15 protein-coding genes are annotated in these 25,224 nt (G+C 47.1%); 5 read left to right on the top strand and 10 right to left on the bottom strand.

What is annotated here, in order from left to right:
- Positions 1 to 196: 196 nt before the first annotated feature.
- The 7 genes from ACS5NO_RS28195 to ACS5NO_RS28165 all read right to left on the bottom strand — a co-directional run bounded on the left by ACS5NO_RS28195 (position 197) and on the right by ACS5NO_RS28165 (position 11,009).
- Positions 197 to 910, bottom strand: coding sequence for a M48 family metallopeptidase (locus tag ACS5NO_RS28195; protein WP_439418229.1), 714 nt, complete (start codon positions 908 to 910; stop codon positions 197 to 199).
- A gap of 1 nt (position 911) precedes the next feature.
- Positions 912 to 3,983, bottom strand: a complete 3,072-nt coding sequence (locus ACS5NO_RS28190) for a type I restriction endonuclease subunit R (protein WP_439418228.1) — start codon at positions 3,981 to 3,983, stop codon at positions 912 to 914.
- 3 nt (positions 3,984 to 3,986) lie between these two features.
- The gene (locus ACS5NO_RS28185; protein ID WP_439418227.1) at positions 3,987 to 5,012 is read right to left on the bottom strand and encodes a PDDEXK nuclease domain-containing protein; all 1,026 of its coding nucleotides are present in this window, start codon (positions 5,010 to 5,012) and stop codon (positions 3,987 to 3,989) included.
- Entirely contained in the window at positions 5,009 to 6,184 is a 1,176-nt protein-coding gene (locus ACS5NO_RS28180) for a restriction endonuclease subunit S (protein WP_439418226.1), read from the bottom strand. Before ACS5NO_RS28180 ends, ACS5NO_RS28185 begins: the two co-directional genes overlap by 4 nt.
- 15 nt (positions 6,185 to 6,199) lie before the next feature.
- Complete coding sequence (locus ACS5NO_RS28175) at positions 6,200 to 8,719, bottom strand: type I restriction-modification system subunit M (RefSeq protein ID WP_439418225.1); 2,520 nt, start codon at positions 8,717 to 8,719, stop codon at positions 6,200 to 6,202.
- Positions 8,719 to 9,018 carry a helix-turn-helix domain-containing protein gene (locus ACS5NO_RS28170; protein WP_439418224.1) on the bottom strand — a complete coding sequence of 100 codons (300 nt, stop codon included), beginning with the start codon at positions 9,016 to 9,018 and terminating at the stop codon, positions 8,719 to 8,721. The genes ACS5NO_RS28175 and ACS5NO_RS28170 overlap by 1 nt, the downstream gene beginning before the upstream one ends.
- 413 nt (positions 9,019 to 9,431) lie before the next feature.
- Complete coding sequence (locus ACS5NO_RS28165; protein WP_439418223.1) at positions 9,432 to 11,009, bottom strand: hypothetical protein; 1,578 nt, start codon at positions 11,007 to 11,009, stop codon at positions 9,432 to 9,434.
- Between the two features lie 365 nt (positions 11,010 to 11,374).
- Here ACS5NO_RS28165 and ACS5NO_RS28160 point away from each other — a divergent pair, with 365 nt between their 5' ends.
- Genes ACS5NO_RS28160 through ACS5NO_RS28140 form a run of 5 tightly spaced genes read left to right on the top strand, consistent with a single transcriptional unit; the run spans position 11,375 to position 19,255 of the window.
- Positions 11,375 to 12,739, top strand: a complete 1,365-nt coding sequence (locus tag ACS5NO_RS28160) for a hypothetical protein (RefSeq protein ID WP_439418222.1) — start codon at positions 11,375 to 11,377, stop codon at positions 12,737 to 12,739.
- Positions 12,740 to 12,750: 11 nt separating this feature from the next.
- The gene (locus tag ACS5NO_RS28155) at positions 12,751 to 14,181 is read left to right on the top strand and encodes a DUF4407 domain-containing protein (RefSeq protein ID WP_439418221.1); all 1,431 of its coding nucleotides are present in this window, start codon (positions 12,751 to 12,753) and stop codon (positions 14,179 to 14,181) included.
- Positions 14,174 to 15,763 (top strand): hypothetical protein, encoded by a 1,590-nt coding sequence (locus ACS5NO_RS28150; RefSeq protein ID WP_439418220.1) that lies wholly within the window; start codon positions 14,174 to 14,176, stop codon positions 15,761 to 15,763. The genes ACS5NO_RS28155 and ACS5NO_RS28150 overlap by 8 nt, the downstream gene beginning before the upstream one ends.
- Positions 15,756 to 18,524 carry an ATP-binding protein gene (locus tag ACS5NO_RS28145; protein ID WP_439418219.1) on the top strand — a complete coding sequence of 923 codons (2,769 nt, stop codon included), beginning with the start codon at positions 15,756 to 15,758 and terminating at the stop codon, positions 18,522 to 18,524. The genes ACS5NO_RS28150 and ACS5NO_RS28145 overlap by 8 nt, the downstream gene beginning before the upstream one ends.
- 2 nt (positions 18,525 to 18,526) lie before the next feature.
- Positions 18,527 to 19,255, top strand: coding sequence for a hypothetical protein (locus tag ACS5NO_RS28140; protein WP_439418218.1), 729 nt, complete (start codon positions 18,527 to 18,529; stop codon positions 19,253 to 19,255).
- A 1,544-nt stretch (positions 19,256 to 20,799) separates the two neighbouring features.
- On the opposite strand, the gene ACS5NO_RS28135 is transcribed toward ACS5NO_RS28140, so the two are convergent.
- From ACS5NO_RS28135 to ACS5NO_RS28125, 3 genes are read right to left on the bottom strand one after another with little or no spacing between them, the layout of a single operon-like run.
- Positions 20,800 to 21,429, bottom strand: a complete 630-nt coding sequence (locus ACS5NO_RS28135; protein ID WP_439418217.1) for a response regulator — start codon at positions 21,427 to 21,429, stop codon at positions 20,800 to 20,802.
- A complete protein-coding gene (locus ACS5NO_RS28130; RefSeq protein WP_439418216.1) occupies positions 21,429 to 23,306 on the bottom strand; it encodes a sensor histidine kinase in 1,878 nt (625 codons plus the stop codon). Before ACS5NO_RS28130 ends, ACS5NO_RS28135 begins: the two co-directional genes overlap by 1 nt.
- A 52-nt stretch (positions 23,307 to 23,358) precedes the next feature.
- Positions 23,359 to 25,224 carry a sensor histidine kinase gene (locus ACS5NO_RS28125; protein WP_439418215.1) on the bottom strand — a complete coding sequence of 622 codons (1,866 nt, stop codon included), beginning with the start codon at positions 25,222 to 25,224 and terminating at the stop codon, positions 23,359 to 23,361.

The raw sequence follows: 25,224 nt of genomic DNA, 5'->3' as shown, positions 1-25,224 counted from the left end.
CCGATAATTTTAAATATTAATTGTTTTTATAGACATTTAATTTTATACTTTGCAAGTAACTTTTTGGATTTTCTAAGATATTTTTTTATAGGAGTAACTAATATAATATAGATTTTTTTCGCGTAACTGTTTTAGTTGATATTATTTCTATTGAATCTGCTTCCGGATCTTTCATCCAAAAGATTTGAAATTAATATTAATATTCCCAATTCCAATGGCTAACTGGAAGTTTGTTGAGATCATTCCTTGATTGCTTCCACTCCGCCAAGAAGTGATCCATATAGGCAATAAATCGATCGGTGTGGTTGCGTTCTAACAGATGGACGAGCTCATGGACTACGATGTATTCAATGCAATGAAACGGTTTTTTAGCCAATTCGAGGTTAAGCCATATTCGTTTGGCATTGCGGTTACAGGTGCCCCATTTAGTCTTCATTTTCTTCACCTGGAACTCATTTAGCGAAACGCCCATTTTTCCCTCCCACTTTTGAATAAGGGGCGGTAGCAGATCTTTTAGTTGTTGCCGATACCATTGCTCTAAAATTGCCTGCCGTTTCTGAGTATCCGTTTCTGGTCTAATATAAAGCTCAATGGTCGAGTGTCTGAGTTTAACCTTAGGCGGAGTTTCCTGCTCAATGATGGCTAGCAAATACCGTTTACCCAAAAAGTAGTGACCTTCTTTATTAAGATATTCTCGTGGGGTTTCACGTGGCTGTTCCCTAAACTTGACTTGCTGCTTCTTGATCCAACCGAGTTTTGAAATGGCATAAATACGGATCGTGTCAAGGTTCATACGCAGTGGAGCTGCAATTCGTACCCTTCCAGTGGGTGGGTATACGCTCAGGTGCACGTTCTTGATGTTTTTCTGTACCACATCAACGGTAATATCGCCCAGCGTCAGTTGCTCCATATCAGTATTCTCCCTGCTTTTTGACAATATCGAAAATCCGCTCGGTTTCGGCCACATTTCCCAACACCTCGTAAATAGCCTTTTTCACAACCTTCTCCCGCGTATCAACACCCCGCCAGCCGTTTGGCTTATACTCGATAATGTTTTCATGCACTTTTATCGCTAAGGCTTCATTGTGGTCGAGGTTATTATACAGCGCCCGTTGTGCGGGTGTACGCAACGCGATGGGGACGTTATCCTTTTTACCAGCCTGCACGGTAGCCGCCAGATCAGCCATTTGTTTCAGGTATTCCGCGTAAGTGATGGCATTGGCTTTGCGCTCTTTGATGATTTCACTCAGCAGCTTGCTCATGTCCTCAAAAAAGGCCGGGTCGATGAGGTGATCTTTGATGATTTTCTGCCTTACGTTATTTTCAATCGTCTCGGCTACAGCCTGCTGATTGCCTTTAATGCCGTCGGGAAGTTTGTCGATGGCCGTATCCAGACCCGACTGTACAATCAGTTCGATCAACGACAAATCACCGAAGGGAGAGGTGGGCGTCGGCTCCTCAGCCTGAATGTAATGGTCAATCAAGTGCCGCATATCGGCTTCGTACGCTTTCAGATCCAGTACCTCACCACTGGCAATCCGTATTTCTTCCCGCAGTTTCAGGTAAAAATCAACCTGCTTTTTAATGTCGTCCTGCTCGGCGGCAGAATACCCGGCTTCGTCGAGTTCGGCGGCTAAATTGGCGTAAGCCCGAATCAGGGCCACGGTAGCTTTATACAAAGCCGTACGCCGTAATTCTGTATTTTTAAGCTCCTCAGGAATCTCCGTATTGCCGCAGAAATAGTGCTGATAATCGAGTTCGGATTTTGGTGGATCAACCGGTTCACACAGCAAGACAATAACTTCCAATGCATTGTCCAGCCGTTCCCGGCCTTTCTTCACGCGATCCTGCAACAGAATGTCGCAGTCTTCTTTCTGAAACTGATCGTAGTCCAGTTCGGAGGTATAGACCTGAATGGCTCCGGTTCCCTTATCGTTGACCAGGTTCTTAAACAGTTCTTTGTAATCGACAATGTAGCCAAATTGCTTGTCGTCCGAATCCAGGCGGTTGACCCGGCAAATGGCCTGGAACAAGCCATGATCCTGCATTTTTTTGTCGATGTATAGATAGGTGCAGGTCGGCGCGTCGAAACCGGTTAACAGTTTATCGACCACGATCAATAACCGCATGGTGGCCGGTTCTTTGATGAAGCGCTTTTTGGCAATGTCTTCGTGCGTTTCGGTCCTGGTTTTGCCCGCTACCGGCGTTACCCGCTCCAGTAGGTCGGTATAGATATTGTAAATAAATTCCTTATCCGTTTCCGTATTCGCACCAGTGTCTTCGGTATTGATATCTTTTGTGGCCGGGTTGTAGGAGGTAATAACCGCGCAACGCTTCTTAAATTCCGTCCGCTGAAACAGTTCGTAGTATTTACAGGCTTCGTAGATACTCCCTGCCACCAGAATAGCGTTGCCAAAATGGGAGCTTAACCGGGGCTTTTTCCGGAAATCGTGCTGAATATCGAGCACGATTTTTTCCATTCTGTTTTTTGAACTGAGTACTTTCTGCATCGTACCCCACTTCTTTTTAAGCTCCGACTTCTGAAAGTCATTCAGTGATTCTGTGGTCAACTCGAACCACTCATCGACCTTCCGGGGGGAGGTTAGCCGTTGATCGATGTCGCGGGATTCATACACCAAATCCAACACGACTTCGTCGGCTACGGCTTCATTGAATTTATAGGTGTGAATGTATTTTCCAAATACTTCCAGACTGGTTTGCCGGTCACTTTTCAGCAGGGGTGTACCCGTAAAACCGATGAACACGGCGTTGTGCAGCATGGCCTTCATGATTTTGTGCAGCTTGCCACTTTGGGTACGGTGACATTCATCGACAAAAACGAACACCTCACCCACGGCCGCCGACGGACCACGCTGCAACTCGTCGATGAACTTGTCGAAGTTCTCGACGTCTTTCTTGCCGAACTTATGCACCAGCGAACACAACAGTCGGGGCATCGGCTGGCTCAGTTGCTCCATGAGTTCCTGCCCGCTCGACGTGCGAACGAGGGGTTCACCGGCATCGTTAAAAACCCGCTCAATTTGCTTATCCAACTCCGTGCGGTCGGTTAAAATGACGACACGGGCATTGGGGTTATTTTCCAGTATCCATTTGGCCAGCAACACCATGACGATGCTTTTGCCACTGCCCTGCGTGTGCCAGATGATGCCGCCTTCGCGCCGACGAACGTGTTCCTGTGCGGCCTTGATGCCAAAATATTGATGATGACGCGGTAGTTTCTTCTTTCCGCCATCGAACAGCACAAAATCGTGCAGGACTTCCAGCAGACGGTTTTTCGTGCAGAGTTTAATCAGATACTTATCCAGCTTGAGCAAGCTGTTTTCGTTTTCGTCTTCTTTCCATTGCAGGAAAAACTTCTCTTCCGTACCGATTGTACCATACCGCAGGCCAGCCGCGTCGCTACCCGCCATGACCAACTGGATGGTGGAGAAAAAGGGCTGGATGAACTCAGCTCGCTGGTTGACCAGATTTTGACGAATCCCATCGCCGATGGAGACGATACTCCGTTTCAACTCCAGCACGCCCACGGCAATGCCGTTGATGTATAGTACAATATCCGGGCGTTTTTCGCGGTTGCCCTGAATGGTTACTTCTTCGGCAATGGCGAAGTGGTTGGTTTCCGGCTTGTCCCAGTTGATGAAATGCACCCGCTGGTATTTCTCGCCGGGATTGGCCATTACCTCCAGGCCATAACGCAGCAGTTTGTAAACTTCTTTATTGTTGTTGTAGAGGTTACCGTCGTAGTTGGTTGCCTCGCTCTGGAGTTTGTAGATGGCCCGTTTCACCAGCTCAGGGCTATAACCGACATTATTGATCAGATACGAATGCAAAAGCGCTTCCTCAATATTGCTGTTGGTGGTTCGGTCTTCCCAGTTCCCCAGATAACCGTAATGCAATTTGTCGCGGAATAGCTTGACGATCCGGTTCTGGGTATGGCGTTCGGGTTGACCTACGGTATTCATGGATTATCGGGCCAGTTTTTGGTGGGCTAGTTCAATGGCTTTATGGAGTTTCTCCTGCAACAAGGCCTGTGGTGGCAGGGCAGTCAGGTAATCGGCTACGCGGATGTTGCTTTTATCCAGTTGCAGTAACTCCACATGCTCCTCATTTTTGCCGGTACATAGAATCAGGCCTATGGGGGTGTTTTCGCCTTCCAGTTGTTCGTATTTCTCCAGATAGCGCAGATACAGCTCCATTTGGCCCTTGAAACCGGCTTCAAATTCACCGATTTTCAAGTCGATGGCAACCAGGCACTTTAGGCGACGGTGATAGAAAAGCAGGTCGATGTAGTAGTCCCGGTTGTCGATGGTGATGCGTTTCTGACGGGCCATAAAGGCGAAGTCGCTGCCCAGTTCGGTGAGGAAGCGTTGCAGTTCGACAATGATGGCGGTTTCCAAATCCTTTTCGGAATAGGCGTCCGACAGACCCAGAAAATCCAGAAAATAAGGGTCTCTGAATACCAGATCGGGGCTTAGTTTCTGTTCGTCTTTGAGCAGCGCCAAGTCGTTGATAATCGTCTGCTCCGGTTTTTTGCTGATGGCGGTTCGCTCGTAGAGCATGGATTGAATGCGCTCCCGGAAGGTGCGAACGCTCCATTTTTCATGAATGCAGAGCTGGGTGTAGAACTCTCGTTTTAAGGGATCGTCTATCGGAATCAGCACCAGGATATGCGTCCAGCTCAATTGTCGTATCAGCGATGCGACAATTTGCTCATCCGGGAAAACCGTGGCGAACTGCATCATACGCCGTAGATTTTTCTCTGAGAACGATGCACCATAGTCTGCTTCCAATTGCCGCGCCAGGGATGCGACAATCTGTTTGCCGTACTCCGCCCGTTGATCGTACAACGTATTGGTGGTGACGGTTTTGCCAATTTGCCAGTATAACAGACTCATGGCCGCATTGACCGAAATGGCAAGCTGCTGACGACTTTGCTCGATGAGTTGCCTGACCGAATCGAGCAGCAGGTTGCTGGTTAATTCGTTGCTCATACCAGGCGCGTTTTACCCGTCAGCAACTCCTGCATCATGCCCTGTTTCAGCCGCTTGTATTTCGATAGCTTTTGCTCCAAACCAGTGATTTCGGCATCCATATCGGAAAGGATTAGAGCGATGCGGGTTTGTTCTTCATATTGTGGTATAACAGTTTCATACATTGCAATTTGCGGTGCCGTTAATTGAGGGACACCTGTACTTTCTTGAACAAATGAAAGTTTACTATTAATATATTCAGCCATAAAAAAGCAATCTAATTCTCGAAGTGGGCTCAATATTAATACTCTTCCAATAGCTGAATATTTATGGTTTCTTGCATTAGCTGTCCCAATACTACCACGTGCAGTAACTGTTATTGTGTTCTCAATACAAGAAAATGACGAGCTATATCCATAAAGTCCATTCTCTAATAATGAGTTTGAATAAATAGGATAACAATAGATATCATCTTTAAATGAAGAATAATTGAATTTATCTAAATCGCCCCCTGCCGCTATTGAAAATAATTCCCCCAACTTCTTTACCACCCATCCCTCTTTCGGTTTTAGCAATTGCTGCATGGCTCCTTGCTTGATGGCTCGTTTTTTATCAATGAGCGTTTCTAAGCGGCTGATGAGGGCATTGGCATCGCTGAGGGCGGTGGCAATGGCAGTTTGCTCGGCTTTAGTGGGTGGAAGAGGGATGTAAAACAGGCCTAACTCTTTTAAATTCATTACTGGTTGAGCACCACCAACTTGATTAGCCTGCACTAGTTCATTTTGATTATTTACTAATATATGATAACAGTACGAGCTATCAAACTTTGAAGTATTAATTGAAAGTCTCGCGACTGAACGCGAAATATTGGCTTTATCTAACAACTCAGGCACTATTGCCATACGTCCGACATTAGAGCCTACAACAGTTATGAGTAAATCGTCTTTACTTACTCTTGACCGTTCATATGGTTTATCAACTTCAAATGAAACTTTCATTATAGTCTCTAATGGATTCCAACCATTTGTATAATCTTGACTGCGAATCATAAAAACGCCATTTGGTTGATTATCACCAGGTTGTACTATTCCATACGTAATAGGTTTATTAATTAAGTCATTAAGTTTTCGTACCTTCCACTCCTCAGGAATTACGCCAACTTCTGTTTGTTTATAGCCTTCTTTCAGTTCCATGATAATTTAATCGGCTTAGTTTGTCGCAAACACGGCGGAATTTGGCGATGATTCTAATTCAAATCCCATAGCAGCCAAATGTGCGTTCACCCGCTCTTCCAGTTCCTTTAGCTCATCCAGTTGCAGCGGCAGGGGCGTTTCGTAGCGGTCGGCCAGTTCGTTAATGCGCTGGGTGAGTCGTTGGCTAATACGCTGCATTTCGGTGTGGATGGCATTGTCCAGAATCTGCATCCATTTGTCATCTACCACCAGCGTTTTAATAGCATCGTCGCCCAGCGTTTTGTAGTGGTTCCAGACCTTGGTTTCCAGTGTGCGTTGCAACTCCTTTATCTGTTTGCTTAGGTCGCTCTGCGTATCGGCTAGCTTCAGGTAGGTTTCCAGTACGGCGCGTTCGTCGGCGTCGGTTTTGTTACCCTTAATTTTCTTGAGCCGGTCTTTTACACTGGCCGCTGTTACTTTGTCTTTGTCATTTTTGGCTTCGACCAGCAAACCGTCTTCACCGCCCTGTTCTTCTTCCAGTTCTTCGAGCTGGAGGGCAACGCTATCACGCCGGGTTTCCAGCGCGGAGAGGACGGTTTTTTCGGCCACGAAGTAGCGGTTAATGAGCAGGGCGGGTTTGAGCAGTTTACTTTCCATACCGTCCAGCCCGTCGATGTCCTTCTCTTTGGTGCTGCCGTTTTTGTCCTTCGTCGATTTCTTAATCCGGTAGACCTCACGCCCGGCCTGCCAGCCGTCGGCGGCAATCACAAACAAATCGTCCTGCATGGTTTCGCTCCAGTAGCTCATCAGGTGCTGATACACATCGTACTTGTCGATCAGCCGGAGGTTCGCAAACGCCTGTAGCAGACTTTCCGATAACTCATGAATAAGCTGCTTGGGCTTTACCCCCACATCCAGCCCTTTCAGCATCTGGGTGGCCTGCTGTCGCCAGTCGGCAAACACGCCGAGAACCTGGTTACTGTACGTGATAAATTCGGGATGGCCAAAAATGGTGGCTTTGATGGCGGTTTTGTCAATCGCCAATTGGCTGTAGCCCAACCGGTCGTGTGGCTCAAACAGACTAAGTTTCAACAACGGGTAAACTTCCCAGTAGGCTTGCAGGGCGTCGATGTCGGCATTCGGGATACCGCCGTTCAGGTGAGCAGCAATGTCCTGCATATCCTCATCGTCCTGGCTGTCGATGTAGCGCGGGATGTTAAGATTATATTCTTTCGTTTCAATTTCGCTTGATGGAACAATCCGACTGTATTTAGGCAGCTCCAGTCGCTTATTAAACACATCCACGATCTTATGAATGTCCTGATCACGCAGCCGGTTTTTGGGTCCATCTTTCGTAAAGTCCTTGCTGGCGTCGATCATGAAAATAGCCTTCCGGTTTTCAGCATTTTCCTTGTCGATCACGATCAGGCAGGCCGGGATACCGGTACCATAAAACAGGTTGGCCGGCAAACCAATTATACCCTTGATATAGCCCTTGCGAATTAGATTCCTCCGAATATCTGCTTCTGCATTTCCCCGAAACAAAACCCCATGAGGCAGGATAACGGCGGCTTTTCCGTTGCGCTTCAACGACCGGATGATGTGGAGCAAGAAGGCATAATCTCCATTCTTTTCGGGCGGAATGCCAAAGCCGTTGAAACGGCCATAATCGGTCCCCTCCTGAAAAAGCGAATTTATGTCTCCATTCTCGGAATCATACACGCCATTGCTCCAGCTTTTCAGGGAAAACGGCGGATTCGCGACTACGAAATCAAACTGTTGAAGTCCGCCATTCGCATCTTTAAACTGCGGGTCAGAAAGTGTGCTATTACCGGTGCATCGAATCAAAGCCGTTGGGCAATCGTGTAGAACGACGTTCATCCGAGCCAAACCAGCGGTTGCACTTTCTTTTTCCTGTCCGTAGATCGTAATCTTTTTTTCGGCTTCATCAGCTACTTTCAGCAGCAGCGATCCCGATCCGCAGGTAGGATCATAAATGGTGGTGTCGGCGCTGGTGTTGTGGTTATTGATACCGATGATTTTAGCCATGATGCGGCTTACCTCGGCGGGGGTATAAAACTGACCCTTGCTTTTACCGCTCTCCGTGGCAAAGTTCCGCATCAGGTATTCATAGGCGTCACCTAGCAGATCGTCACCTTCCGCTTTGTTGGTACTGAAGTCGAGACCCTCAAAAATACCAATGAGTTTGGTGAGACGGTCTACCTTTTCCTTACCCGTGCCCAATTTTTCCGGGTTATCAAAATCAACCTTAATGGAGCCAAGAGATGTATTAGCCTGCTCAATTGGCCCAATAATCTTCTTATTAATAAGGTCGCCAATATCCGGATTTCCTTTTAGAGCAACCATATCCTTGAAACTGGCTCCTTCGGGAACGGTGATTGCCGCATAGGGTACTCCTGCATACTTATCGCTGATGTACTTAATAAACAACATCAAGAGTACATAGTCTTTATATTCGCTGGCATCCATGCCACCACGCAATTCGTCGCAACTTGCCCAGAGTGAAGAGTAAAGCTCAGATTTTTTAACCGCCATTAGTTCGAATTGGGTGTTGAATTGTTGATCACTTCCTGTTGCGCCACTTCCATTGCTTTTAGGGCCAACGCTTCATTTTTTACTAGGTCATATAGTTTGTCGGCCAACCAGAGGGTCAGGAGTTCGTCTTCAGGGTAATCCAATAATGCAGCTAGTTTTTTAAGATGGTGGCGACTAACTGGCTTTTCATTGTTCTCCAGTTTGCTGATGTATGCTGTATCCAATTCGAGTTCAGCAGCAATTTGCCTTTGAACAAGACCTTTGGCTTCGCGGAGCCTTCTAAGCTTTTCTCCCAGCATATTTGACCAAATTTAGACTTGTCCTCATTGGGTCAAATATAGTTTAAAGATTGAAGGCGAGCAATAAGGAAATTGAAGGAATTAATGCTTAAGATGGGTATTCTATTTTCTGGTTGTACAGATTCTGCAGTAGATTGATCTAATAAATTGGCACAGTGAACCAACTTGACTTGCAACATCATACAGCTTAAAAATCAGCACCTTAAACGCCATGAGTACGCCGACACTTCGTATTCGAAATGTTGAATATCATTGGTAACGGCTGATGCCTACCGCATACGGCTCATTTATTAGAAAAATGTGAATTCCTCATCTACAAATGGAAAAAGCGGAACAATTTAATAACGGAAGCCTTCACTATGAGATGCTCTCAGTAATGTCTAATGCTGAATCCGAACTCACCCATGTAGCCATTATAATTCATCAATTTTAAAAGAATATACTTTTCCATAGGCCGGATCAATGACCCCCCATCCCCTTTCTGCCTCTTTGATCAAATAGGCTTTTATTTTTTCAATTTTAGAACTAACCCATTCGACATCGTCGGGAAGTACGCTGAATGGAACGACAACGCAAGTGTAAGAAACCATAATATATGGTTTATCACCGGGACCAGTTACTGATCCAATGTAACAATCAACCGGATCTGAGTAATCCTCCCCGGGCAACCCGGGCAAATGAAGATTGATGAATAAAGGGTGTTTGCTTGTGGACAACAACATGCCGAACCAGAATGGGTGGGTTTTTTCAAGCATTCCGTTGTAGCTATTCAATCGTACGGATAAGCGGCCATCTAAAGAACTCTTAAAATGCTCATACCGGGCCTTGAACTTGCTTTCCCGGTCCAGTAACGTCAGGGTTAATTTATCGGTGTAGAGATTATAGGCATATTCATTCCCTTTTTCTCTGGAATTCTGTTTTTTTATATAAAATACATAGAAGGGATCATCCCCCTTCGTCACTTGACCACTTACTACGGTTTTCCTGTTTTTCTGCAACTCCGACCATATTTCGAAATCTCTTAAAGAATGGATCGGCGAGCTGATTGTCGTTAATCGGTTAAGGGCCGGTTCACTCAGATACTCAAATACCAGTTTTTCTTCATGAAGGCAGTCGCTTATCCCCGCAAGCATTTTTGGAAAAAGGGGCGTATTATCCGGGTCAGATAGGACGGTTGGCCGAAGAAGTACAATAGATTTGCTCAAGTATTTGCCGACCTTCGGTGCCCGTGAAAAATAAGTAAAATGGCCTAAGCAGACTTCTCGACGATCAGACTCTGATAGTTCTAAAGAAAAAAAAAGGGCGTGGCCATATTTTTTGGACTCATCTTCCAACAACAAAACGGTCCGTTGCTCGCTGGTACTGAATGCACTTCCCCGGAAAACAATGACTTTTTCGCCGTACTTTTCGTCGTAGATGAATACTTGCCACAGATCCGAATCTTCAGAAGAAGGAGTAATTGACAAATTCATCCGTTTAATGCCAAATCTTGAATACCGATAAAGGTACCAGTCACCGGTCATATCTTCGAGCACCTTTTTCTTTAGGATTCCGTCCAGAAACCATTCAGATGACGTTTTACCCGGTTCCCAGTCAAGCTTGGCCTCATTCCAGTGAAAAGTATCTTTCTGAAATCTACTTTTAACCGAATGGACGAACTTAGCATAAATTAGATGATTTCTGGTTTTCCAGTCAACACTTAAAATACCGGAAGTACCCTTTGTTAGATTTTCACTTGTGTGAGTTTTATACTTATCGACGATATTTCTGCAATCAGTCACGTCCCTGTCATGGAGCTGCAATCGGCTCCATTCTCCCTTCGAAACATGCGCAATGGTACCCGGTCTTTTTTTAGACTTGTACGTTAAGAATTTTGTGTAGAATAGCTCATTACTGTACGGCTCTCTAATTTCCTCTAGTAATGCCGTTTGCAGATGCTCCCAGTGGAAGTCTATATAAAGCTGTAATTTATGTAGTTGGAGACGTTCCAAATATAGTTTTCGGGGAACGATGAAACTTCTATCTGTTTGATCAGCTACCATAAAAGCAGTAGATAATTTGCCATTAAATATATATCGAAATTATCGATTGATATAAGAAACTTTTGGAAACTAAAAGTAATGGCCTGGACTTTTTTGAAAAATTTTTAAAAGATCAATAAAGTCTAAGGGTTAGCAATAAGAATAACACCCTCATTATTAGCGTGTTTAGTTCCGAAAAGAAAATTTGACAGTTTCTATTAGTTGCGTCTGGTGTCTTGTTTGGTTGCCTATTTTTAGCGTATCTACTGGGATCAGAAAGGGCTTTCGCTCGGCATCTCTACCCGCCTTAAGGTGACAATAAAACAAGGCAGATTATGATCAGGATTCAAATAGAGTACGCGAGCAGTTCCGGTCTGCTGGACGCTTTTTACGCTGTCAAGCACCTCGACGTGGAAGCTCCTACCGTGGCCGGTCCAGTGAAACTCATGTCGCTCTTATCCAATGATACTGGCACGACGTTTTTCTGCGACAGGATCAACGGCGAACACAGTCCTTGCTTGCTCTTCGTGAAACTGTTTACGTTTCGGAACGACGGCTTGGAACCGGCGGAATACACCAGGTTGCTCGACGTTCAGCGAAATCTGGCCGTATACTACCGCTTACACGAAAACCATCTGGAGCGTCCTTTTTCGCAGGAAATCTTCAGGGCCATCCCCCAACTTGTATTCAAAGGGCGTATTGAGGGCTTACTGTTTTACGGCTACGCCGGCCTTGCGCTTGACGCCGACTGGATAACCCTCCGCAATGTACGGGACAGCCTGACTCATCCAGTAGAAAACGCAGAATTTTTCCAAATGGCGCCGGAAATCAAGATTGCGATGGCCCGGGAGTTGGTAACCGGTTTCTCCTGGTTACAAGCTTGTGCGCTGACATTTATCGACGGAACGGATGAGCAACTTGCAGTAAATTATAAAACTGGTAAAGCCGCCTTTCTGGACTACGAAAAGCTTTACCAGCTAACCCAGGAAACGCCGACGACGGGGCTGTCACTAAGCCCCTGGTCGCCCCCCGAACTCATTCGCTCCCTGAACAATGACCAAGATTCGGTAACGCCTATGCCAACCATGGGGTATTATGCGTTGGCGACTCTGTTGGCTGCCCTATTTATCCCGGGGTCTTTTTATCCCAACAACCCATTGACTGCGGAAATCCGGTCGCGCCTGACTGCAGTTCCGGAACGCTCGCGGTCTGCCATAGTCAGCTGCTTATTTCCGGATCACCCGGGGATGGGCACGCTTCCGACCTATTCAGACTGGTTCAACATACTCGCCGACGAACCGAAACCAGCTGATTTAGGGGCTTCAGAGGCTGGCGAGGATCCGGTGTTGGACACCTCTCCGCTTCCCCAAGTCGACCTGAGCGTCGACTCCGACCCGGAGCTGTTCGTTCCGCCCGGCGCAAATTCGGAAGGCCTGTTTGAAACACTGCTCGCTTCCTCAATCAACGAGTACTTGACCAATCTTCATCTGGAACTGAACATTCCGGCATGTCTGCTTGAAGAACCGCCTACCCTGGTTGCCGACCTCGATCCGCTGGGGGGGATTCCTGATCCACCGGCTTTCATTCCGCTACCGGTTACCCCAGAGGCCGGTCTGACGATGCTTGATCAGGCTTTGCAGGAATTAAAGTTCCGAATGACTCAACAGCTCAATCTGCACACGCTTTTTAATGGAAAATAACCTAGATTATCATGGAAAAGAAACAATACCTTTCTTGGTTTACGCGCCAGCGGATTCAATGGGGGGGCGGTCTGCCGGAGATCCTGGAGAACCATCCTACCGAAATCCAAAAGTACGTGATGTTTGGAACCATCGTCCTGCTCACCGCGCTGCTGGCCAGCGTCTCCGGCGGCTACGCCATCTACTCGATTTCAGGAAATCTATTTGTACCCTTTCTTTTCGGTCCATTTTGGGGGTTCATCATCTTCAACCTGGACCGGGCGATACTCATCAGCATGCGGAAGCCATATATTCCTTCGCGTGCCGAGACACTACTCTGGACGGAGAAGGATATCAACGAAGAGCGACGGATCATGCGGCTTCGGGCTCTCCGCAAAGAGATGCTCCGTAAAAACTGGTCTATGTTCGCCATCCGCTTGGCGATCGCCTTAGTTATCGGTTTCACCATCTCCATACCGATCGAGACGCTTATTTTCAATAATCGTATCCACGATGTGTGGATCGAAAACAAAGAGAAGGAGACAGCTCTGGTGACCCGAGAATCTCTACAGCAATTCGGAACCCTGAACGGCGAGCGTGAGCGTGTCAACCGGTTGGCCCAAGAAAAGCAGGAAAAACTCTACAGAGACCCGGAACTCACAGAACAAAAAAACACCAAACAGGAACAGACGACCGCTATCGCTGAACTCAAACAGAAAATTGCCAGACAAACCCAGATACTCCGAGCAAATTATTTCCGCTCAGTCGACGACCTCGGTCGGGTGCATTATAAACCGAATGAACAAGGGCGGCAGGCCCAACTGTTGCGGAAGCAATATGAAGGGCAGCTTACGCAGGCGAAACGGGACCTACAGACGACGAATCAGCAAATCATGGCAATCACGACGCGCCTGGCCGAAGAATCCCTCAACATAAGGGACCAGGCGCGCCATGAAGAAAACAGCTTAGATAGCCTACAGCGAAAAACAAGAAAAGAAAAAGCTGGGTTTGAGACTTACCGGAACGAATTCGATCGCCTGGACCTAATCGAGCAGATTGAACTCCTCCACACCCTCCGCGATAACCCGTCGGTTCGCTGGACATCCATCCTGGTCACCCTGCTTTTCCTATTGATTGAAATAGCGCCGGTCACCGTCAAATTCCTGACTCCCCGTGGGCTATACGACGAGGTCTTGGAATACCAGGAACAGGAACAGCTTAACCGGTCGAAATATAATCTGCATAAATCGACATCAGAACTCAACAGTCGGCTCCAGGTAGACGCCGAAAACGCCAAACTCTACATAGCGGCTAAAACAGATCTCTACGAAAAGTCGCTGAAGGATATGTCGGCGGAATGGCTACAACAGTTTCAGGAAATGCTCTGGAAGCGACAGAATGGACCTGCTGCCCCCACGATTAATAATCATTCACAAACCAAATCCTCTCTAAACCATGAATAAGTTTACGGGAATTTTCGGCTTATTTCTTATCGCCATCAGTCAACCGGTGGCTAACTGGGCGACGAGCCCTGCCGTGAAATACGGCCTGAGTCTGGGCTTTATCTGCACTGGGCTCGCCTTGACCGTATTGAGCGACCTGCTGTTCGATCTGGCGCAATGGATTTCTCAAAGCGGATTTTGGACTTCCCGCTACCAGAAGGCATCTACACGTTGGAAAGGAGTCGTGGATGGCACCTTCTGGGCTGGGATAGGCGCGATTTTCGTGGCCGCTCTGCTGGCCTTCGCCCAGTCTTCCCTAACGAAAACAATGCCTCCGCTTTCAACTTTCTACTTCGTTACGGGCTGTATTCTAGTTGTTTTTCTGACCCGGAATATAAAATTTCCCGATGCAGAAGGGTTATCCGGTACCGGTTTTGATAACGCTTTCGGCCGGGAACTGTTCGTGAAAGTGGCGAAAGGTCAGTTCATCTATGTAAAACCACCTGAAGGAATGGTGTCCTGGAAACAGTACGCTGAAAGTCAATACGTAGTGCTAAGTAACAGAGATTTTTTCGTTCTCGATACCCATACATATTCGCCGGAGAGTACGATCAAAAAGCTGTTCGCGCAATCCGATGATTCGTATGTTGACGCCTGGATCCGAATTAACTTCCGCACCGAGATCATTCGGACGTATAAGGAGATGGATCATGAAACCCTGACAATGATCAGCGATTTCTCCGGACAACAGTCGATCGCCAGCTTTCTTAAAGGCGGGAAAGAAGACTTTGAACAAATGGTCGTAGTAGCTCGGGCTGCTTTCCAGCAGGCATGGGCGGATCAGATCCGCAATCCTCAGAATTATTATGCCAATCGCCAGAACTTAAGCAGATCCATCCAGAACTTCACCGACATTGCGCTACACATCAAGGAAAAAATCAGGAAATATCTTAATCAAACAATGCAGACGGTGTACCTGACGTCCCGTGAACTGAATCAGCAGATTTTTACCGTCGACATCGTCCTGAGTTACGTATTTAATAATACACCCTTTAACGGGCAGTTGATCGAAGGAATCGACCGGATGCTGACTCAACTCATTCAGGAAGAGCGTACTGTTGAGACTACCAACCGGCAGATTATGCTCCAAGGCCTAATCGACGCGATAAAAATCACCGGGCGGCCCGAGTTGGTTCGACACCTCTGGGAAAAAGTACAACTTGCTGAAAATAGCTTGTACCGGTACGGACCCACCAGCAGTACGCCGATGGAGTCCGCTTTTCTCACGCCCCAGGATGTGCCCCTCCCCCGTCCGACCGAAGCGGAAGTATCCGACTCCGAAATCATGGAAGCCGTTCAGGAACTCGTCCGTTTTCTGAACTCGCCGATGCTCCATACCGATAACGTGCACCTCAACCTGGAGAGCTTCGTCGGGTCGCTAGCCTATTTCCGGAAAAACGCCGTTGATTTCCGAAAACTCAGCAAATTGCTGCTTGAGAGAACCTCGATTCTCGATAAGAACGGCGAAATTAACACTTCAAGGGTACTAATGTTGCTGCAAAACTCTTTGGGACCGTACAATCAACTTTCAGCCCATGAATAGAACCTGCGCCATTCAGCGGTGGAAGCAAACCGACGGGCGCTATCTAGCCGTACATGACACCCTGCAATCAAATCTGTTCGTTATTCGAATCGATCATATCCCGCAACTCAGCCGGGACGATGACGCAACCTACCTGGAAGATCTTCTTCAAGGTCAGAAAGTATTTTTGGAAACGATCAATAATCTGTTTCTGTCCAACGAGGCCTACGAAAAAGCCTTTCTGGAACTGCGGCTTGTCAACGAACCGAATGACCGAATCATCAGGGCATACATAATCGTCAATATTATCACCAAAAAATCCGTTTATCTCTCACCAGAGGAGAGAAAACGGGTTCAAAGTCAGTTAAACCGACTGATTCCTGAAGGATATGGATTTACCGTTTTAACCAGCCCGCCAACAGCAGGAGCCATGAATGGGACCCAGGAAATCGACCAACTTTCAGAATGGAAATCCGGCCACGCGTTCGAAATCGGACGGTCGCTGTTCCCTATTCACTTAGGTGCTACTTCGTTCGGATCAACGCCGGAATTGCTGGAACTGGAGCATGATCGGAAAAGAGAAGCCGAAAAGTATTCCCACTTTATACTGCCAGCCCACGAAGTGTCCATGCCTGACGCAACGACGAACTTCAGCCATTTTTATCGATCGCTACAAAATGCGCAGGCATCTGTCCAAGTTCGGTTTTCAATTACCACCGAACTGGTGGACGAGTCGGAACGTAACCTGGCCAATCATTTTCAGACCAACGGCCAAGAATACTACGATGCGCATCGGCAATTGTCGGGTGCCCCGGCCCTATCCTGCTTCAGCAAATACCAGAGTAACGACCAATTATACAGCCTGAAAGTTCAGGTATTCTCCGCCGATGAAACCGCGGCCTCCTTTATTGCGCACGCTCTCAACGCCATTCTGTCCCAGTCTGGTGACGGCGAACGGGCAACGTTCCATTGCAGGTCGATCACGCACATGGTCAGACCGGAAGAGATAAATGAGTTTAAGCAATTCTTTTACCCGGATTACTACGAGTCACTCCTTCGTAAATGGACGAGGCAGGAAAAGGCGAACGATCTGTTGAAGTTCTTCATCAGCCGGATGCCCCATCTTTGCAGCCCGAATGAGGTTTTTTGCCAGTTCCGGCTGCCCTATGCCCCAAGCAGCGGCCTTCCCGGCATCCCTTCCAGAATTATAAAACCCTTCTACCAGCCCAATCTGCAGCCCGACCGGCCGACGGAAGACGAGATTGGTAACCGGAAAATTGAACTTGGCCATATCATTTCAGCCAGTTCTACCGACCGGACGGCGAACCCGGTACCCTACCATATACCAGTCAGGGACTTGACGAAACACGGGCTCATCGTCGGGATGACGGGATCAGGGAAAACCAATACCACGCTGATGCTTATCCAGCAGCTCATTGAGCATGGCATTGATTTTTGCCTAATTGAACCTGTCAAAACCGAGTACGCTGATAAGCTAAAAGAAATTTATAATCATTATCACCGAAACACAGGTAAAAAATTATTAAAATTTGACCTTAAAAATCCGCTTTTGGGCGATGGAACACCAAATCCGGAATTCTTACGGTTCAATCCGTTCGTCGGTGAGCCGAAAATCTCGACCCGAAAACACCTGGCTTATATTCGGGGGGCGATCATGGCGGCCTTCCCTATCCACGGAATTGCTGGACAGATACTGAAGGATTGCCTTTACGAATTTTTCAAAGCTTCCCGTCTCCGGACCGGAAAAATTAACCAGAAGAATTTCAAGACCCTCAAAAATGTCGACTCGCTGTCAGCTGATCAGCTCAAGTTGCGCAAAGAATGGAGGACAAATGGCTCGAAAGGACCTTTGAAGGACGATCAGTATACGATAATGTCGAATACAGTTCCCCTTCGATTAGTAAGGGGATTAAGTGATAAGGAATTCTTTGATCCAGCAAAAGCACTTTCTTTTTACGCTCCGGCCGAGGATGGAACGCCATCCAAGCGTGTCCAGACCGACCGAACCATGATATCCTTTTATAACTTCATCAGCGACTACATTGACGGACAGAACTGGGATGCAAAATTCAAACAAGAAATCCACGGCGTGCTTACTCGCCGTATTGCCAGCTTAACAAAGGATCTTTTCGGTGAGATATTCTGCCCGGAACTTTGGTCGGCCAAACCTAACGACCCGACGATCCAAGACACAATCGCCAGCATAACGGGTGGGCATTCCTGCATAATCGAGCTAGATGAGGTGCCTGAAAACGAAGAAAAGGCCCTGTTGATGGCTTTTTTGCTGACCTATTTGTACGAAAGCCGCACGAACCGCCCTTCCAATGATCCGGCCAGCCCTTACCACATTACACTTATCGAAGAAGCCCACCGGCTGCTAAAGCGTTCGGCGCAGAGCGTCGTTAGTTCTGAAGAAGGTGCCTCCCAAGGCAGTGCAGGAAAAGCTGTCAGCCTGTTCACTGATATGCTCGCCGAAATCAGGGCGAAAAAAGAAGGCATTTTTATCATCGAACAGAGTCCGTCCGAACTGGTAGCGGATGTCATTAAAAATACCAACCTGAAAATCATGCATAAACTACAGGATAAGCTGGACCGGGATTACTTGGGAAATTCCATGAATATGGACGACCGGCAGAAACAGTTTGCCAGTACCCTGAATCCCGGAGAAGCGCTTATATTCGACGGACAACTTGTCAACCCTTTACTGGTTCAGATTAAACAATTTAATCAATCTGCAAATCCAACACAAACACCCAAATAATCATGGAAAAAGACGAAAAAGGCGGCAAGTTCAAATCGATAGCAACCGCTATCGGCCTGGAAGCATTAACCGCCTTCTCAGGCAACCGGGCGGGTGCGCCTGAACCACCGCAACCGGTCGAAGCCGTACTCCAGTATGATGATTCGGAGGTAGTCACTTCTGCCGAGGGGAAATTTATAACGGAGGAAGAAAAGCAAAAAGCCGCACTGGAACAAGCGCGGGAGGAGGAGAATGATATAGCCGACGCCTTTGAACACAGCCGTTTGAAGGAGCTTGAGCGTAGGAAGGAAGAATGGGAAGAGGAAAACAACGGAGAAAATCCTTTAGAAGACAGCCCCGGTACTGGCAATAACCGCTCATTGGCCGACTTGATCCCGAAGGATACTCCCGAAAGCACCGAAGATATGGGTGAAGTAGATGATGATACCGAAGATTTCCTAGATGACATTGAATGGGAAGATCCCGAAGAGACGGACGAGTTGGTGAATGAATTCGAGGAGGTCGAACTGGAAGACCTGGAAATGGAAATTACAGAAGCTTTAGAAGACGAACCAGAGGATTTTGATACTGACACGAAATCAGAATTCGAACCGGAAGCGGATGACGGGGATTGGGTTCATAATGAAATAACTGAATTAGAGGATTACAACGCAGATCAGGTAGATACTGCCGATTTTGATTATAATCCTGAAACAGTCGAATCGGACGATGAGGAAAATATCGGACATTAACGGAACGACCGCTTGGGTCATCGGGTTACAACAAGTTTACTCTCTGAAGTTCCTCTTTAAGTCGGATACGGTTAGCGAAGTAAGGCTATTTCTTGAGGAATTAATCGTACAAATACGACCTGACGTGTCTTGGCTAAAGGCACGTCATTCAGCCAATCGACGATGCGCTATAGGTTCATTGCCGTTACTATAAAATAGGCTATAAATGCGATTTGGCAAGACCGCTGTATAGGGAACGGCGGAGTTAAAAGCCATAAATACCTTGAGAAAGTGTTTATTCAATGCCTGCAATTATAAAAAGGATCAACTCGCTTGACTGTCTGCCTGTCGGGCAATTTGCAAGTCTTGATAATTGTTTCGGCTCAAGGCCCCAGCGTTCCATCTCTATATACTTCAAACGAAGTGGGAAGGGAAATCAATTCTTACGAAAGCACTTGATATACACGCTGGTGGCGATTCCAAAGGTATTAAACTCCAACTGAGATGTATGCCCTGGTAGATAGGTACGCGGTTAATTTTCAATATACTATGAAATCCGCAGTGGCATATCCCTTACCCACCAAAACTTTAATAATTGACAGTCCGGCGAAACTGGACCATCTCACAATTTTATATGCCAGTGTAAGGATGTAAAGGAAAATAAGCAAAAAATGATTAATTACCTCATGAATTTCCAGAGAATGCCAATATTTAGTTAGAATCAGTTTTCGGAAATGCCAATCCCAGTCATGTTTACAATCTCCGAAACGGACAAACCTCGCTCAAAAGCCTTATTGACCTTCTAAAACATTTGGGGATAATACCACTGGATCGACCAATGTGTTATCTTCGTCGCTTTAGCTAAGATTTCCCTGTTTTTTCTAAAAGACTTTTCGTGTCATATTCTGCTAGGGCGGCATAGATTTACAATGCCATATTGAAACTATCTACCCCTAAATCCAGTGCCCGAAAATGAATACCTCGCTGCGCAAACTAACTGATCAGAGAAATGAGATGGTCCCGGCTCCTATCCAACCGAAAAAAGCGAACAACACCAGTGTCACCTTCCCTTAATTTGGAAAGCAATTCGTCCAGGGTTGGTCGGCTAATGTGACCTCCCGAAACTTTGTGGCCCGTCGTAACGGTCCTGGAAAGTATCACCGCAGCCGAATTTCTGTAACGTCTCGATTTGGGTATCTAGGTACTAATCGACCGTAGTCACGAGAGTAAAAATAAAAATCGGATTCGAGTTGGTTCAACAAGTTAGCTTCAGAAAAGTAATAGTAACAAATCGCCTGGCCCTACTTTTTGGCCCTATATTTTGTGAAAGAAAAGAATAAAAAGACAGATTGAAGTGTAGGTTCAGAAAGTTATGATTTGCTGATCGGGTCTCGTTGCCCCTAGCCCCTCTCCAATTATTTTTGTATCTGTTTCAATTGCGATGTCTGAGCAACATCATATTTTGGGGCAGTACCAAATGAAAAATTTTACCATTCGTTTACTACATATCTACAAAAACGTAGGTGGGGCTAAGTGTAGCGCATCTATCGAGCCATCACACTTTATTATGCCAGACCATGTTCTACCGCAAATTTTACTAAATCTGCGGGTTTATTGATGCCTAATTTGAGATTAATGTTGTTGCGATGTGTCTTGACCGTGGCAATACTCAAGAACAATTTGTCGGCAATTTCTTCATTGGTAAAACTTTGACCAATCAGGCCGATTAGTTCAATTTCCCGTTTGGTGAGCTGGAATTTCTTCATGAACGAATCATCGGCATGCCGATTGGCGTGGTGGTCCGGTGCCAGCTTGGAATCATAATACTTTTTACCAGCACATACGGTTTCAATGGCGTTGATGACTTCATCGACACCCGAATTTTTCAGAATATACCCCGGTACGCCCATCTTTTTACAATCCTCAACAAACTTGCGGTCATTGTACATCGTCAGGATGATGATTTTGACACCCGGAGCTACTTTCAGAAGTTGGGAGGCCACTTCCAACCCATTGGTATGAGGCATGTTGATGTCGAGCAGAATGACATTCGGCAAAAGGCGGTTTACAGCGTCTAGCACGTCTTTTCCATTGAATACCTGCCCTACAATCTGGAGGCTTTCTTCCACCGAAAGCATCATTTTTATCCCATCATTGAACAATTGGTGATCGTCGGCAATCAGGATTTTGGTCATTATAGGTATCGGTTTGATTCATGATAAGGAATTTCCACCAGAACGGTGATGCCGTTTGGCGTTTCGTCAATCGTCAGATTCCCCCGAATGAAATCAACTTTCGACGTCAAATTGTTAAACGAGGGCGTTCGGGGGCAGTTATCCTCCGTCATCAAACTCAGGTGATCGTGGTTGTAGACCAGCTGAATGACCGCCGTGGTCGCGGAGGAATTTTTCAGCATGTCGTGGAGGATTTCCGACGCAATCCGGAACACCTGCACCTCAACCGCAGCCTCCAGCCGTCGCTCCGGACCAACTACCAGAAAATCGAACTCGATTGAGGAGGCATTAGCCACTTTGTTGATGGTTTCGGCCAACGATTTCGCCAAGCCCAACTGTGCAAAATTTTTGGGCATCAGGTTGTGCGAAACCGTTCTCAGGTTTTCAACGGCACGGTCCATTAGCTTACGGGCCTCGCCTAACACCGGAAAGCGTTCATTCAGGTCCGATTTTCGCAAGGCACTCGACAAGTAACCGATGGCCGTTGAAAGCATTGCCCCCACATCGTCGTACAAATCTTCGGCGATCCGGTTCCGCTCAATTTCAAGGGCGTCGATAATTTTTTGCGACTGCTCCTGTTCGCTTTGGTGCAAAGCAATCAGCAAGGCCTCATTTTGCCGGCGGTATTTTTGAAACCAGAAGAACAGAACGCCGGACGAGAAAAGAATCAAATCGAGTAGAAAAATAAAAACAATAACCTGGTAGCTTTCGAATTCAAACAGTACGTTCTGACTCCGGGTAAAGGTAAGATTAACCAGAAACACCAGCAGGTAACCTATTAACTGAAAAGAAACCGTGAGGGTGTAAAAGAGCACGACGCTCTCCCGTTTTCGAATCCGCTCAAAAATGGACCAGAAAGACAGTAAAATGCAAATGGCCATAAAGGTTAAGGTCGCTGTATACGTCCACCGGAAATGGCTTACAGGAAATACGTCCAGCACGCGCAGGATCACATCCAGGATCAACAAAACCAGCCCGCCTTTCTTGAACGCCTGTACCGCCCCGTAGGCCCGGCTTTGTCCCGCCTTCTGGCCGATAAACTGTTGCATAAACTGCAGTTGAGCCAGCATAATGAGCCAGCCCGACAGCAGAGCCGGGTCGAGCCGGTTAAAGGCCGGGCAGTTGGGCCAGATGTATTGAAAGCCCAGCCCCGATTGCGCCGAAATATGAAACGCCGTGGCGACGATCAGACCGGAAAACCAGAAATAAACAGTTTCTCTGGTTCCTACAAAAGCCACAGCGTTTATGATCAAAATCAGCAAGGTGAAGCCGGTCAAAAATCCCCAGAACAGATAATTCACCCGATCTTCCTGCTCAAACCAATCGGCCTCCCAAACCCGGAATCGGACACCCAATATTTCGTGCTGCTTGGCAATCATAACATACAGATCGGTCGGAGTGTTACCTGCCAGAAAAACCGTAAATACCCAGTTTTTATTCGGAAACAGGCGGGTGGCAAACGGTTTTTCATCTCCCGTCAAGACCTGCCTGATGAGGGAATGGTTGGTGAACTGATAAACACGGAGTTCATTGATCCGTGGGTTATCGATTTCCAGAAAAACGGTTTGTGGTTTGCGGGTATTCAGCCGAATGTGCAGCCAGTGGTGTCCGGCCGTGTAGGCGCGGTTAAGCTGACTGGCCGGTAAGGTTTTAAAGGCTCCTTGCCCGGCCAAAGCCACGATCTGTTGAATGGTTTGTCGGGCTGTGGTGTCTTCGTAATAACCCACGAAGCCATCCAGCCGCTGATTCTGCCCCGGTTTGGCCCAAAACGTGTTTTGGGCTGCGGATGAACCAACAGCCAGCAGGAACAGGATCCAAACGAAGGCTATTTTTTTCAATGTTTTGCAACGATTTAAACAAAGATAAGGGCCGGCTTTACCCTAAACTATACTAACTAGTTTGTATTTGGGGGATGAGTAGGGTTATGGTTGTTCCTGAATCGCCGGACTCCTGTCGGACCTGGGCCTGTAAATCACGGGCACGGGCCTTCAGATTTTGGGTGCCAATGCCCGCTTTCCTATCCGTACTGACCCGGTCGAATCCTTTCCCGTCATCGCTCACCGTTAGTGAAATTCCTCCCGCATCGGTCACCAGGGTCACCTGGGCCCGGGTAGCCTGTGCGTGTTTAATAACGTTGGTTATCAACTCGGTAATAATTCGATGTATTTGAACTTCCTGCTCAGTGGTTAAAACCGGTTGCCCGCCCATTTGAGTGAACGTGAACTGGACGGATTGAGTCTGGTTGAGTTGCTGAACCAACTCGGTAAGCGACTGGGTCAACCCTTTTTCGACGACTGCAACCGGAAGCTTGTTTTGTGCAATTTGTTCTAAATCTTGGTCGATCTGCTCGATGAGCTGAACGGCATCGGCCAGCATTGGAGAAGGATTTACCACCGACAACGTATGCCGGGTTTTATGGAGCCGTTTCCCTACTTCGGAAAGCAGCAACTGATGAATGTGTCGCCGTTCGGAATCCAATACGTCGATAATTTGCTGGTTCGTTCCCTGCTGGGCCTGCGCCAGGCTAATTTGCAGTTCTTGATTCTGACGAAATGACTGCCGGTAGCGGTAAGCCAGCAGATAGGCAAACACGACCAGATCAATAAAAAAAATAATCGTTAAGAGTAAATAAGGGTCGACTAAATAACTGCTACCAGTCGAAAAACGCAATATGTTCTGGATAACATTTAGGATTTGTCCGGCGGTCTGAATGGTGAATCCAACACCGTATAGCTGTTTCAAATTATCATCCGATTTTACTGCCACCAGGCTAACCCATACAAAAACCGTTAACACAATGATGGCCAAAACCGCATGGATGGATGTAATTATAGCTTCAGTCTGTGGGAAATAACGGGAAACTCCGGTCAATTGTAAGACCAGCAGCATGATTGATCCGGCCCAAAGGAAGTATTTCAATCCCTGTGTTGTTCTGAAAAGGGCGTGTTCTTCCTGGCGCAGGTTGAGAAAATACTGTTGAAACTGAAGGATGGCCGGAACATAGAGCCAGTTTGCCTGAATGACTGGGTTTGGCGCATTCATTTCCGGAAAGTTGGGCCATACATATTGAAATCCTAACCCGGAATCCGCGTATTGCCGAAGGGAAAGTCCTGTTAAGTAGATCGCATACCAGAGGTAAACCCGGTCGGCCGTTGCTTTCCAGAAGATCAGGTTTAACAGGACAACGAGCAGGACAACGCCCGTGAAAATACCCCACAGAAAATACTCGCGTTGTTCCTTGTTTTCAAAATCACTGGTTCGCCAGAGCAGGATGTCCGTTGCCAGATTTTCATACCGGTTATCGAGTCGGAGGTAATAATCGGCTGGCTGGCTGGCGTCGATGGGAAAGGCAAATGTTTTAGTGGGCGTTGGCCGCCGGGCAAACGGAAGCCAGCTACCGGTTTGGGTCAGTGAAACGATTTTCCCCTGCCGGACGGCAATCAGGTCAACATAGCTGATCACATGATTACGGATTTCGAGGGTCAACTCATTCGGCATCCGGTCAGGTTCCAGGCGATAGCGAAACCAGTGAATGGATTCAGTGTAGCCGAAATTTAGCTTTCCCGGTGGAGTAGGGACAAACTTTATACCCAACTGCAGTACCTGCCGGACGGTGGCCCGACTGGTGGTATCTTCCCAATGGGCCAGCTGGATGGGCAGCACTTTCAGCGGACTGACGGACTTGGCATGATACCAGGCAAATCCCGAAATTGCCAAAATGACCAGTGAGAACAACAAAATCAGATTGCGAGCCAT

Source organism: Larkinella fluvii, from assembly GCF_051857545.1.
Classification (GTDB): domain Bacteria; phylum Bacteroidota; class Bacteroidia; order Cytophagales; family Spirosomataceae; genus Larkinella.
Note: the sequence above shows the minus strand (reverse complement) of the source record. Positions and strands in the feature narration are given on the sequence as shown.